At 54.4% G+C, this 13,131-nt stretch carries 14 protein-coding genes; 6 read left to right on the top strand and 8 right to left on the bottom strand.

Annotated elements, in window-relative coordinates:
- Positions 1-313: 313 nt before the first annotated feature.
- The 4 genes from ACYVIA_RS13480 to phaC all read right to left on the bottom strand — a co-directional run bounded on the left by ACYVIA_RS13480 (position 314) and on the right by phaC (position 5,046).
- Positions 314-1,240 (bottom strand): hypothetical protein, encoded by a 927-nt coding sequence (locus tag ACYVIA_RS13480; protein WP_460841555.1) that lies wholly within the window; start codon positions 1,238-1,240, stop codon positions 314-316.
- On the bottom strand, positions 1,240-2,214 hold the full coding sequence (locus ACYVIA_RS13475; RefSeq protein ID WP_460841553.1) for a DGQHR domain-containing protein: 975 nt from the start codon (positions 2,212-2,214) through the stop codon (positions 1,240-1,242). Before ACYVIA_RS13475 ends, ACYVIA_RS13480 begins: the two co-directional genes overlap by 1 nt.
- A gap of 281 nt (positions 2,215-2,495) precedes the next feature.
- Positions 2,496-3,056: a polyhydroxyalkanoate synthesis repressor PhaR gene (gene phaR, locus ACYVIA_RS13470; RefSeq protein WP_460841551.1), complete on the bottom strand. Its 561-nt coding sequence runs from the start codon at positions 3,054-3,056 to the stop codon at positions 2,496-2,498.
- Between the two features lie 274 nt (positions 3,057-3,330).
- Entirely contained in the window at positions 3,331-5,046 is a 1,716-nt protein-coding gene (phaC, locus tag ACYVIA_RS13465; RefSeq protein WP_460841550.1) for a class I poly(R)-hydroxyalkanoic acid synthase, read from the bottom strand.
- A gap of 56 nt (positions 5,047-5,102) precedes the next feature.
- Here phaC and ACYVIA_RS13460 point away from each other — a divergent pair, with 56 nt between their 5' ends.
- Positions 5,103-5,345 (top strand): hypothetical protein, encoded by a 243-nt coding sequence (locus tag ACYVIA_RS13460; RefSeq protein WP_460841548.1) that lies wholly within the window; start codon positions 5,103-5,105, stop codon positions 5,343-5,345.
- A gap of 40 nt (positions 5,346-5,385) precedes the next feature.
- Here the strand turns inward: ACYVIA_RS13460 and pgeF are convergent, their stop codons facing one another.
- Together pgeF and ACYVIA_RS13450 are read right to left on the bottom strand one after the other, a co-directional pair.
- Complete coding sequence (pgeF, locus tag ACYVIA_RS13455; RefSeq protein ID WP_460841546.1) at positions 5,386-6,138, bottom strand: peptidoglycan editing factor PgeF; 753 nt, start codon at positions 6,136-6,138, stop codon at positions 5,386-5,388.
- A gap of 16 nt (positions 6,139-6,154) precedes the next feature.
- Entirely contained in the window at positions 6,155-7,156 is a 1,002-nt protein-coding gene (locus ACYVIA_RS13450; protein WP_460841544.1) for an RluA family pseudouridine synthase, read from the bottom strand.
- Between the two features lie 82 nt (positions 7,157-7,238).
- On the opposite strand from ACYVIA_RS13450, the gene ACYVIA_RS13445 reads away from it, so the two are divergent.
- Entirely contained in the window at positions 7,239-8,039 is an 801-nt protein-coding gene (locus ACYVIA_RS13445; RefSeq protein WP_460841543.1) for an outer membrane protein assembly factor BamD, read from the top strand.
- Positions 8,040-8,100: 61 nt separating this feature from the next.
- On the opposite strand, the gene yaaA is transcribed toward ACYVIA_RS13445, so the two are convergent.
- Positions 8,101-8,877: a peroxide stress protein YaaA gene (gene yaaA, locus ACYVIA_RS13440; RefSeq protein ID WP_460841541.1), complete on the bottom strand. Its 777-nt coding sequence runs from the start codon at positions 8,875-8,877 to the stop codon at positions 8,101-8,103.
- Here yaaA and ACYVIA_RS13435 point away from each other — a divergent pair.
- On the top strand, positions 8,876-9,361 hold the full coding sequence (locus ACYVIA_RS13435) for a putative toxin-antitoxin system toxin component, PIN family (RefSeq protein ID WP_460841539.1): 486 nt from the start codon (positions 8,876-8,878) through the stop codon (positions 9,359-9,361). The two genes, yaaA and ACYVIA_RS13435, sit on opposite strands and share 2 nt — an antisense overlap.
- Positions 9,362-9,394: 33 nt before the next feature.
- Complete coding sequence (locus ACYVIA_RS13430) at positions 9,395-10,588, top strand: pyridoxal phosphate-dependent aminotransferase (RefSeq protein ID WP_460841537.1); 1,194 nt, start codon at positions 9,395-9,397, stop codon at positions 10,586-10,588.
- A gap of 174 nt (positions 10,589-10,762) precedes the next feature.
- Here the strand turns inward: ACYVIA_RS13430 and ACYVIA_RS13425 are convergent, their stop codons facing one another.
- Positions 10,763-11,410, bottom strand: coding sequence for a glutathione S-transferase family protein (locus ACYVIA_RS13425; RefSeq protein ID WP_460841534.1), 648 nt, complete (start codon positions 11,408-11,410; stop codon positions 10,763-10,765).
- Positions 11,411-11,559: 149 nt separating this feature from the next.
- On the opposite strand from ACYVIA_RS13425, the gene ACYVIA_RS13420 reads away from it, so the two are divergent.
- Positions 11,560-12,339 (top strand): oxepin-CoA hydrolase, alternative type, encoded by a 780-nt coding sequence (locus tag ACYVIA_RS13420; RefSeq protein WP_460841533.1) that lies wholly within the window; start codon positions 11,560-11,562, stop codon positions 12,337-12,339.
- Positions 12,336-13,040 carry a histidine phosphatase family protein gene (locus ACYVIA_RS13415; RefSeq protein ID WP_460841531.1) on the top strand — a complete coding sequence of 235 codons (705 nt, stop codon included), beginning with the start codon at positions 12,336-12,338 and terminating at the stop codon, positions 13,038-13,040. The genes ACYVIA_RS13420 and ACYVIA_RS13415 overlap by 4 nt, the downstream gene beginning before the upstream one ends.
- Positions 13,041-13,131 lie beyond the last annotated feature (91 nt).

Here is a 13,131-nt window from a genome sequence, read left to right as displayed (position 1 = left end):
AGGATGTGCTGGAACGTTTGCCGTCCTTGCCGGCCCGCCGTATCGACGAACTCCTGCCGCATCGCTGGCGTCCCGCCGCGTAACTTCACGCTCCTCCAGCCTCAAGACGGGATGGCCGGGCGCTTACGATCGGTGAAGGACACATTAGAGTGCTCACCCCCCAAGCTCCCGTTAATTCGGGACGCCCAATCACGAAGGATTTTTTCATCCAAACGATGCGCATCGTTAGGAAGAGTTCTTCTCTGGACACCAACAATAAGTAGCAAGGAAGTTTTGCACTTGCACTTATAACCGCTTCAACTTCCTTATCCAACTAGTTGACATACGCCCCGTACATATTCTTGATTGAGCTAGAAACGCTCTTCGGATATCGCTCGGACGAGTGTAAAAAGATGGCCTTTGCTAGATTGATAATGATCTTATTATTGGTGATCAAGCTCTCAGCATTTACGCCTCTATCGGCGGTTGAAGTGTTTGGTTGCTCAATAGCGAGTTGAAGCTTCCTTACTGTTTTTGCGGAATCCTTCTCGAACTTCCAAGCGCCACCCTTAAACTGATAATTGATCTCGCCTCTAAGCTCAGGAGGGTTATAGTGCCCAACGGATCGCACAAGGAAAGCCTTGTGAGCGATTAAGTCACCTACTTCCCGCGCATATTCACCAATATCCGAGTTAGCAGCATTTTGAAGTTTATCTACAAGCTCAACCCAAAGCTGCCACGCTTCCTGATGTGAACCGCCGTTCTTTTTTGAGCGTGTTTTTAACGTGATATTTTTATTCACGTCATCATACCGAAGGACGTAAAGCCCGCCGGGTACTGAATTCACCTTAGTTTTCGACAGTTGCGCTCTGAGAATTAAATTCGTAGCGGTGGAATCAAGGTTCGTTATGCTCACCCCTGTGATCCGGAGCATATAGTGAATAGCGTAATAGGCAGCGTAATAATGCTCTACGGTTTGCCATGCCGCGTTGCTATCCTGCGTTTGCATTGCCCGCTGACGACTCAGTAGAGACGCAAGTAAAAATTTATTCGCCTCCCCAGAGAGAAGCTTATGAATCGCTTCATCGTCCAGAACTTGAAGCGTTATCTCTGTATCGCTCCCTGTCTGGACGATTCCTCGCGTTACGAAATCAATTTCTTGAAGCTTTTCAACTAAGCGGTGGTGGGAGCGTTGTCGAACTTTAAAGATCCCTTCCACCGCGCTTGGAAGAAAGAGCCGGACGAGTTTCGCAAATTCCATCAGATCGTTACATTGCGGCGAAGCAGCTTTCTATCAAGTACTTCCACAGACTTCAAGTATGCCTTTGAATTCAAGATATCTTGAAACGAGCCAGGCAGCGATCTCATGAGATATTTCTTATGTTCACTTATCTTTTCGAGGTCTTGCGGGTTGTTGTCAGAGATAACCGAAATGATGGCACGCGCGTGCGAAACTAGAATCTTGAATAACGTGGCCTTTGTAATGGCCGTACCGAGGTCGAATTGATGCTCGGCAGAAACATCGCTCGCAGCAATAAAATACGCGTTCATAATCCGATAGAGGCGATCAATATTCGAGATATTGAACTCCTTCAAGATCGGCTTCATGGAGTCATAAAACGTGACTTTCGAAACCTTCCCTTTTTGCTTATCTATACGGCTAAGCTTATTCAAAAGGAAGCTGTCACGCTCCGTTTCAAAATTCGTGAATAGCTCATCGAGCAAGCGTTCATCATCATTTTCGCGTTCTGCGAGTCGCTTAATGTCAAGTAGCAGCTCTTTCGGTACGGGACGCTGCAATGTATTTATGTCGATAAAAAGTCTTGCTTCTTCTACGGTACTAAGCTCGCTGTAAATAATGACGGGGACACGATACTTCACGCCTTCGTTAAGTAGCTTTCTGAAACCATAAACGCGATGCTGTCCATCTAGAATAAGAAACGCATCTGGCGTCACCTCAAAGTTAATGGTCTTATTCTTCGAGTTATAGGTAAGCCTCGCCGCTTCTTGGGCGGACAATATAATGCTTGACGGTATCGTGCCGCCGTTTCGTATGTAGTCGGCAATTGACTCAGCCCGACCTGCATCCAATGTCCGTTGAAAGCCCGCCTCTGGATCTTGTTCTCTCGGATTTGTTGAACACGTCTCTGCGATCAATTCGATCGGCATCGTTCCGGAATAAAACTTGTGCTGTGCTTGGGTGATCAGCGTTACAGAAATGTTGTCTGTTGCCATTTTTATTTAAATTCCATCCCTTCCGAGAATAATCAGCTTTCCAAGGAGCAGTTCTAGCTGGCAATTCTTTACTAATAACCCCTTACTTTATCTGAGCCAATGTTTCCCGGTATATCATAAGTTTCCCGTAGGCAACCGAGGGAAACGAAGCCGACCTTGGGATTTGAAGAGACGTTGGACATGACAAAAAAGGGTACAAAGCGAATCCGCTATTGTACCCTTTCACGTTCATTCTCCCGGTTGGTTCATCGCCGGGTTGTCCTTACGTCATCGGCTTCGTCTTAGTTCTTGTTCTTGTCATTCGGCCCGAATGGGAAGGTGCCGAACATGTTCTTGGTCTGGTTTTGCATCTGCTCCTGCATCTGCATGAACAGGTTCTTGCTCTGTTCGATGTAGTTGCTCATCATGCCCTGCATCATCGGCCCTTGGACATTCATGAACTGGTTCCACATCTCCTGGCTGAACGGCTTGCCTTCATAAAAGCCCTTGGAGCTTTCTGCCAGCTTGTTCTGGATGTCAATGAAGGCCTGGATGTTCTTCTCCAGGTAGGAGCCCATCATCCCCTGCATCGCATGGCCGTAATAGCGAATGATTTGCGACAGCGCGCCACTGGAAAACATCGGCGTGCCATTGGTTGCTTCTTCCTCAAGAATGATCTGCAGCAGGATGCTGCGGGTCAGATCTTCGTCGGTCTTTGCATCGACTACCGTAAAATCCTCGTTATCCAGGACCAGCTGCTTCACATCCGACAAGGTGATGTAGGAGCTGGTTTGCGTATCGTAAAGACGGCGGTTGGGATACTTCTTGATCAAGCGCTCGAAGGTCTTTTTTGCACTATTCATCGAAAATTCCAGTTATTGCGTCGCAACGCATTCATGCCGTTTTGTAAAAAAAGCGAACATGCGTTCGCCCCAAAGCGTTTTTATTATAGTGCGAAAAAACAAAGGTTTACGCATGTAATTCTCGTCCTTCCTGACCATCTTGCAATGAAGTCAAGAAAAGCCGAGAGCCGCTTTCGATCGCCAACGTAAAATTAAACTGCTAGTAAAGAGTCAATCTTGCCGTGAAGAATACGTTCCGAACCTGTCATCGAGCTGACAGGTTCGGGACCTTTTTTTACTCAGCCTTGACCTTCACATACCGTCCGGGTGCCGGCTCTATCGTTTTGTACTTGCTGTTTCCATACTTGCGTGGCGCATTGATTTGCTTGCCGGCGTTCTTTGCGAGGAATGCCGACCATTCCGGCCACCAGCTGCCGGGTTGTTCCTTGGCTCCCTTCATCCACTCCTCGGCGCTCTCGGTCTGCTTGTCGTTGGTCCAGTAGCTCCGCTTTTTCTTCGCGGGCGGATTGATGACGCCAGCGATGTGGCCGGATGCACCCAGCACGAAGCGATTGCGACTGCGCTTTTTCGGATTGAGCAGCAAAGTCGACTGATATGCCGCTCCCCACGGAACGATGTGGTCCTCACGCGAGCCATAGATGAATACGGGCGCATCGATCTTGGAAAGGTCGATCTTTTCGCCGGCCACGGTCAGCTTGCCCGGCACACGGAGATTGTTCTCCAGGTAGAGATTGCGCAGGTACCAACAGAACATCGGTCCAGGCAGGTTCGTACTGTCGGCATTCCAGTACAGCAGGTCGAACGGTGGCGGGTTTTCCCCTTTCAGGTAGTTCGACTTCACGTAATTCCAGACCAGGTCATTCGAACGCAGGCTGGAAAATGCGGATGCGAAGTCGCGCCCCGGCATCAGCCCGCCTTTGCCGATCGTCTGCTCGCGCATCGCCACTTGCGCTTCATCGATAAAGACCTCGATTACGCCCGCATCAGAAAAATCGAGGAACGTCGTGAGCAGCGTCAGGCTTGAAACAGGATTCTCGCCACGCGCCGCAAGCAACGCTACGGCTGTCGAGATAATTGTTCCACCCACACAGAAACCGAGCGCGTTGATCTGCTCTTGTCCGCTGATCTCCTGCGCGACATTAATCGCCTTGACGGCACCGCGCTCGATATAGTCATCCCATGTAAGGTGCCCGAGCGACGCATCTGGGTTGCACCAGGAGACCAGGAACACGGTATGACCTTGCTCTACCGCGTAGCGCACCAGCGAATTTTCCGGTTGCAGATCGAGGATGTAGTACTTGTTGATGCAAGGCGGAACAAGCAACAGGGGGCGCTCGTAGACGGTCTTCGTCAATGGCTTGTATTGAATCAGCTGAAAAAGCTCGTTCTCAAAAACCACTGCACCCTCGGTGTTGGCGACATTGCGGCCCACCTCGAATGCCGATTCATCCGTCTGCGAAATATGCCCTTTTTGCATATCCTCAAGCAAATGCGTGATGCCCTTGGTCAGGCTCTCACCCTTTGTCTCAATGAGTTTTTGCTGCGCTTCGGGGTTCGTTGCGAGGAAGTTTGCGGGCGACATCGCATCCACCATCTGTTGCACCGCAAACCGGATTTTTTGTTTTGCCCGCGGCGTCGCTTCGACAGAGTTCGCCATCGCTGTCAGGAAGCGGGCATTGAGAAGGTAAGCAGCAGCGTTAAATGCATGAAGCGGGTTCGACTGCCATTCCGGTGACGAAAAACGCCTGTCCGAAATTGCGGGTGTCTTTGCCCCGAGCATTTCCTGCCACAAAGAGGAAATTTGCTGCATATAGTCGCTCTGCAGTTTCGCCACAACCGTCGGATCGATGGTTGCGCCGAATTCCTTGATTGTCGCCGTAATGGGCTTGGTGTCGATCGGCGGCGTCTTGAGCCAGGCCTGCCATGCATTCGGATCGGGAAACTGCGGCATCCATGTGTTGGAGCCTGCTTGTGGCGTAAACATGTTCATGCTTGCTTCTCTTTTTTGGCGTAAGGTTATGGTTTGACTTGCTGCAGTAAACCGCTATGTATATTGTCGCCCTCGCATGGATCTATGTCGTCTTCATGATGTCCATTACCGAGCAATCGGTTGTCGCAGGAATAATGACTTTCCTCTTGTACGGCATCTTGCCTGTGGCGATCATTTTATATGTGATGGGTACCCCACAACGCAGGCGCAACCGGAAGAACGCCGAAAAACTGCAAGCGGCAGAATCCTCGACTGAAGCGAATATGAAGCGGGAAAAAGAAACGTCATCAGAGACGTAGTATGTTGGCTTTAGGAAGCATCGCCGATATGGGATCCGTTTTACTTGAGCCAGATCAACGACGCCATCCGACCGGTTGTCTTGTCCCGGCGGTATGAGTAAAAGAGGTCTTTTTCCGTCACGGTGCAGCGTCCGCCTCCGAAGACCTTTTCGACACCGGCGTTGCGCAGCGTCCTGCGTGCCAGCGAATAGATATCGGCCAGGTATTTTCCATCCCGTCCATGTAACGGCTTGAATACATCGGCCGCATCGGCATCTTGTGCCGTAAACGCGTCAACAACATCCTGCCCGACTTCGAAGCATTCCGGACCGATCGCCGGCCCCATCCATGCGGTAATTTCGCCAGCCCCGGCAGCCCGCATGGCCGACAAGGTATTCTCCAGCACTCCGCCAGCCAAGCCGCGCCAACCGGCGTGGGCTGCGCCAACGATGCCCCCCTCGACATCACAGAACAAGACCGGCAGGCAATCGGCCGTCTGGATCGCGCAGATCACCCCTGCCTGTGTCGCAATGCAAGCATCGGCTTCCGCCGAATCGCCAGCCGTGGCCGCATCTATTACCCGCGAACCATGTACCTGGCTAAGCCATACGGGCTCGGCTGGCAGAACTCTGCGCAACAAGGAACGATTGCGAAGAACGCGATCCGGCGCATCGCCGACATGCATACCGAGATTGAGCCCGCCACCGCCCGCACCATCATCGTAGGGCGCAAGGCTGATGCCACCGCGCCGCGTCGTCGACAATGCCCCCACGTTGGCAGGCAAGGCAGTCCAGTCGCGAATGATCAGCTCCATTACCAGGTCTCCGGGTTCATTCAGCAATCATGGCATCCATGCCGGCGCGCACAAGAAGATCTGCAAAATCGTCCGGAACCGGCGCGCTCCACTCGCACTCCTTGCCGGAAACCGGGTGAACCAGTCCAAGCCGGTGTGCATGCAGCGCTTGCCGTCCAAATATCGATGCCAGGTGCGGCTTGCCATACAGCGGGTCGCCGACCAACGTAAAACCGATCGACTGCATATGCACGCGGATCTGGTGCGTACGGCCGGTTTCAAGCTGGCAGCGCAACAGGCTGACAGGGCGTCCGTCCAGCATCCCGGTTGCAAGGCGCTGATAGTGCGTGACCGCCGGCTTGGCACTCATGTGGTTCGAGACGGCCATCTTGATCCGGTCACGCGGATGGCGACCTATAGCGGCATCAACTTTGCCGGTCACATGCGGCGTCCCCCATACCAGTGCATAGTATTCGCGCTTGACAGTACGCGCCTGCAGTTGGCGCACGAGATCGGTCTGTGCTTGCAAGGTTTTCGCTACGACCATCAGGCCGCTCGTATCCTTGTCCAGCCGGTGCACGATACCCGCACGCGGCACGCCAGAAAGTGCCGGAGAATGATATAGAAGACCGTTGAGCAAGGTGCCCGACCAGTTGCCTGCAGCGGGATGAACGACCAGTCCCGCCGGCTTGTTGATCACGAGGATGGAAGCATCTTCATGGAGAATCGACAACGGCATCGGCTCCGGCTTGAATGCCTGATCCTCCGGCGCTGCCTGCGGCTGGATGACAACCATTTCGTCGCCCAGCGAAAGCGTCTTGCCGCGTGCCGGCTGACCGTCAATTGTCACCATTCCCGATTCGATCCACTGCTGCAGGCGACTGCGCGAGTATTCGGGAAGAAGCTGCGACAACGCTTTGTCCAGGCGGACTCCGCAAAATTCCGGTGTCAACACCAGTTCAATAGGCGCAGGCTCGGGGGCGGCGCGCTCGTCCACGTCGCCGTCGTCGATATCTGTTTCAGGTAAAGGTTTGCTCAAAATGGGAGTTCAGTTGGAGCGCTGCAAGAAGGCACCATCGGCTATAATCCACGACTTATCCAGATGTGCTCTTGCAAACGTCATGCAAAAAAGATCGTTGAAGTTCGCTGCCATTGTCCTTGCTTTCTCGCTCTCCGGGTGCGGCATACTTCCGGAGAAAATCGACGAAACCAAGGATTGGTCAGCCTCCAAATTATACTCGGAGGCGCGCGACGAAATATCGGCAGGTAACTACGAAAAGGGAATCGAGTACTTCGAGAAGCTCGAGGCACGCTACCCGTTCGGCACGTACGCGCAACAGGCACAAATGGAAGTGGCTTATGCACATTACCGCCAGGGCGACCAGGCACTGGCATTGGCAGCTGTCGAACGGTTCATCAAACTCCATCCGAACCACCCGAACGTCGACTACATGTACTACCTGCGCGGCCTGATCAATTTCAACGACAAGCTCGGCTTCCTCAACTTCCTGTCCAAGCAGGATCCAAGCGAGCGCGACCCCAAAGCAGCACGTGACGCTTTCGATTCATTCAAGCAATTGGCGGAGCGGTTCCCGAACAGCATCTACACGAAGGATGCAATTGCGCGGATGAAGTACCTTGTCAACGCAATGGCGCAATATGAAGTGCATGTCGCAAATTATTACTATCGTCGTGGCGCTTACATAGCGGCAGCCAATCGAGCACAACTGGCAGTCAGCGAATATCGTGAAGCGCCTGCCGTTGAAGAGGCGCTGTATGTGATGGTCAAATCATACGAAGCGCTCGGCCTGCCGGAATTGCGTGACGATGCGGAGCGCGTTCTGCGGACAAACTTTCCGAACAGTGCTTTTCTGTCGAACGGAGTCCCGAAGGCAGAAAGATCCTGGTGGAAATTCTGGTAATTTCTGATAAATGTTGTGATACAAAAAAGCCTCGCACTGCGAGGCTTTTTGTTATCAGGACTCAGGCCTCCACCCGACGCCGGAACACCCAACTATGCTCGGACGACGCCTTCGGATCAAACGCATAACCGTCAACGTCAAATGCCTTGAGCTTCTCGGCCTGCACGATGCCATTGAGCGCCGCATAACGCGCCATGAGCCCACGGGCACGCTTGGCGTAAAACGAAATGATCTTGTAACGTCCGCCTTTCCAGTCTTCGAATACTGGCGTGACAATCTCAGCGTCGAGAAGCTTCGGCTTGACCACCTTGAAGTATTCCTCGGATGCGAGATTGACCAAGGTTTTCGATTTTTGCCGAGCCATCGCTTCGTTCAGGGCACCAGTCACCTTCGATCCCCAGAATGCATACAGGTCCTTCCCCCGAGGATTGGCGAGCCGGGTTCCCATTTCCAGCCGATAGGGCTGCATCAGGTCCAGCGGTCGCAATACACCGTAAAGGCCGGATAGAATGCGGATGTGGGACTGCACGTACTCCAGCTGCCGCTTGCCGAGCGTTGGTGCATCCAGTCCTTCGTAGACATCGCCGTTGAACGCAAGGACTGCCTGCTTGGCATTTTTTGGCGTGAACTCTCTGGACCACGACGCAAACCGCGCGACGTTCAGGGCCGCCAGCGCATCCGAAATGCCCATCAGACTGCCCACATCGGATAGCGACATGGGTTTGAGTGTCTCGATCAGTTCTGCGGAGTCTTCAATGAAATCCGGACGTGTGCAGATTTCGGTGGTCGGGGGCGTGTCGTAGTCGAGCGTTTTGGCGGGAGATAAAACAATCAGCATGAATAACGAATTGCAATTCAAAGAAAGAGCCGCAATGATACCGAAGCGCGTCGTCATCGACACCAACGTGTGCCTGGACCTGTTCGTATTTCGCGACCCTCGCTGGTCAACGCTACTCGCCGCGCTGCACGCAGGTACGATCGAGGCCGTGACGCGAAACGATTGCCGCACGGAGTGGCTGAAAGTCCTCGAATACGAACACCTTCCCCTCGACTGCGAATCTCGCCCCGCCGTCGCGGCCAAGTTCGACGCATTGATCGCCTGCATAGCCCCAAATACAACGCAGATCAACACGACTGTTCGCCTGCCGATCTGCAGCGATCCGGACGACCAGAAATTTCTCGAGCTGGCGCGCGACGCCGGTGCACAGACCTTGATCACCAAAGACAAGGCGCTGTTGAAGCTGGGACGGAAAACAGCGCGCGAGGGGCTGTTCAGCATTGTGACGCCGGAGAAATGGTCAGCCGAAGCACAAGCTGTATAAAATGCCTTCTTTACCCTGTTTCATTGACGCCGAATGAATACTCCAACGCCGCCCTCCTTCGCTCCCGACACCCATGTCCCTGCAATCCAGTCCCGGTTGCCAAACGTAGGGACGACGATTTTCACCGTGATGTCGGCGCTGGCTGTAGAAAAAGCTGCAGTGAACCTGGGCCAGGGTTTTCCCGATTTCGACTGCGATCCTGCGCTGGTCGATGCCGTCACGACCGCAATGAAGAACGGGCTGAATCAGTATCCTCCCATGGCCGGTGTGCCGGCACTGCGTGAAGCGATCGCTGCGAAGATCGGAAAACTGTACGGTCGCAGCTATGACGCCGCATCGGAGATCACCGTCACGGCTGGGGCAACGCAAGCGATCCTGACGGCGATCCTGTGCAGCGTCCATCCCGGCGACGAAGTAATTGTCATTGAACCGGTGTACGACAGCTATGTACCAGCGATCGAACTGGCGGGCGGCGTTCCGGTATGCGTGCAAATGGACGTCGGCCCGCAGGGCTACACTGTTCCCTGGTCCAGGGTCGCCGCAGCCGTCACACCGAAGACGCGGCTAATCATGATCAACTCGCCGCATAACCCTACCGGCTCGGTGCTGAAGGAAGCGGATATCCGCGCGCTCAGCGACATCGTGCGAGGAACGGACATTCTGCTCATTTCGGACGAAGTCTATGAACACATGGTGTACGACGGCGCGCGCCATGAGTCGGTGTGCCGCTACCCGGAACTTGCGGCACGCGCGTTTGTAATATCCAGTTTCGGCAAGACCTACCACGTCACCGGCTGGAAAGTCGGCTATGTTGCCGCACCAGCCCCACTGAGTGCGGAATTCCGCAAGGTCCACCAGTTCAACGTATTTACGGTTAACACGCCGGTACAACACGGACTGGCACGTTACATGGCAAACCCTGTGCCCTACCTTGACCTGCCGGTGTTTTACCAGCGCAAGCGCGATCTGTTCCGTGATGGACTGAAGTCGACGCGCTTTAAGCTGCTGCCGTCGGAGGGCACCTATTTCCAGTGCGTCGACTACTCAGCGATTTCTTCAATGGCGGAAGCCGACTTCGCAAGGTGGCTCACCTCCGAAATCGGTGTTGCAGCAATTCCGGTATCAGCCTTCTACAACCAGCCGAAGGAATCGGGCATTGTCAGATTCTGTTTTGCGAAGAAGGACGAGACCCTACGGGCGGCGCTGGATCGCCTGGCAAGCTTGTAAGCGTGGTCCGCAATCCGCCTTCAGCACCGAGCGAAAACGCAACGGTTGCAATGTGCCGCGAGGGAGGCGATACCCGGAACCGGCATTCAAGCACGGCGAGACACTGAAGCAGCGCCCTGCAAAAAAGCCGGCAGTCATATGCCGGCTTTTGCTTTCTGCGGTGCTTCACCGGCATCACTTGCCGCGTTTTACCATCACTTCCTGATTGGCCTTGCGATCTGCCGTCACCCGTTGCGCCGTCGGACGTTCACCGACCAGCTTCGTGTACTCGCGCACCGGCAACTCGGCCAGCACATCTTCGCCGTAAATGATCTTGGATGCCATGCTTACCAGCGGTAGGTGCACGTACGCCGCGCAGTCTGCCATGGTGAACTCTACACCCGCGACGTAGGGGGAAAACTTCGCGAGTTTGCCGAATGCCTTGGCGTTACGCGTCAAGAGCTTTTGCGTGCGAGCCTTGATTTCATCCGACACCTTGCCACCAAAAAACGCTTCAGCATACAGCTCACGCGCAACGAGTTCCAGATGCAACTCCATGAAGGTGACCAGCTCGCGAACCTTCGCAGCGGCAAAGGGATCAGCAGGAAGCAACGGCTTTTGCGGGTAGGCGGCTTCGACGTACTCCATCATCACCTGCGACTCGCAAATCGTTCCCTTTTCTGTTTCGAAAAACGGTACTTTGCCCAAGGGTGAGCGCGCCAGCAATTCCGGTGAGCGGTCCGTCCACACCAGCTCCTCCTGGAATTCGACGCCTTTTTCGAGCAGCGCCAACTTTACTTTGTTGTAGTAGTTGCTTACCGCGAAACCGCACAGCTTTAGCATGTCGCCTCCATCAGATGATTTATTGTTGAGCGGTAAAGCTTACCTTAGCTGGCTAGCGCGCTAAAAGACGGGCACGAGCCGGAGCGACTCATTTCGGCAATAATAGTGTCGGTAAAACGACACCATTCCATTAAAAGACCATACCTGCCATGTCCGCCGAACTCAAAGCATCCCGCCGGGACGCCACCCTGATCCTGACACTCTCCAATCCGGGTGCAAAAAATGCCCTGCATCCTGACATGTACGCAGCCGCGATCGAGACACTTTCCACCGCCGAACGGGACGACTCTGTCAGGGCTGTCGTGCTGACAGGCGCCGATCATTTTTTCTGCGCCGGCGGCAACCTTAATCGCCTGCTGGAAAACCGCAGCAAGGAGAAATCCGCACAGGCCGATTCAATCGACCAGCTGCATGGCTGGATTGAGGCGATCCGGGACTGCCCGAAGCCGGTGATCGCCGCAGTCGAAGGAGCAGCAGCAGGCGCCGGTTTTTCGCTGGCGCTCGCTTGCGATCTGCTCGTGGCCGGGGAGTCGGCAAAGTTCGTCATGGCCTATGTACGTGTCGGCCTGACGCCGGACGGCGGCGGATCGTGGTTCCTGACACGGGCATTGCCACGGCAACTCGCAATGGAAATCCTCATAGAAGGCAAGCCGGTCCCCGCTTCTCGCCTGAATGAACTTGGCCTTGTAAACCGACTTGTCGCCGATGGCACGGCACTTGATCACGCGCTCGACTGGGCCGATGAACTTGCGATGCTTTCTCCCAATGCGGTCGAGCGCATCAAGTCGCTGACACATGAAGCGCAGGGAAATTCGCTTGCACAGCACTTTGAATCCGAAAAGCGCCATTTTGTCGAAAGCCTGCATCATCGCGATGCACAGGAAGGCATCACCGCTTTTCTTGAAAAACGAAAGCCGCATTACAAATGACCGCACATCAACGGAGGCGCATCTATCTGATGCGCCATGGAAGCGTCACCTATTTCGACGCAGCCGGAAAGCCTTTCCTGCCAGAGCAGGTACCGCTTAATGAACTGGGCCGAGAACAGGCGACAGCCGCCGGCAAGGTATTTGCCGCAGAAAAGTTGCATTTTGACCGGGTCATCGTTTCCGGCCTGCCTCGCACCGTCGAGACGGCGACGCGGGTCCTGGCCGAAACGGGACAGCAGATCGCGCTCGAACACTGGAAAGACCTGGAGGAACTGCGCGGTGGCAAGCTGTCAGCCATTCCCGATGAGAGCCTGAAGGAAGCCTTCGTCGGCGCATTCGACGGGCTGGTACCAGAACACAAGCAGTTCCTCGGCGGCGAGACCATCGGCCAGCTGATGGACCGTGTCCATCCATGCATCGACCGGCTTCGTGCAGACAAGTCGTGGGACACCGTGCTGATGGTTCTGCATGGCGGCGTCAATCGCGCCATTCTGTCGTACGCACTGACGAACCAGCGCCTGTTTCTCGGCAACCTCGCGCAGACGGCGGGCTGCATCAATGCGATCGATGTTGGTGAAGCTCATGCCGACTGGGTAGTCCGCATCGTGAACTACTCCCCCATCTCCGAACTACAGGGTAATGCCCGCCACACGACGATGGAGGTGCTGCTGGAACAGTACAAAAAGTCGCGCGGCTTGTAAGTTTCGGGTCGGCCTACATCGATTTCACCGATCACGCTCCCCGGAATAGTACGGTCGTGCGATTTTATGTTGTAGAATTTGGCGATAGTGA

This window comes from Noviherbaspirillum agri (assembly GCF_054780595.1).
The sequence above is the reverse complement of the archived record's forward strand: the minus strand, read 5'-3'. Positions and strand labels throughout refer to the sequence as shown.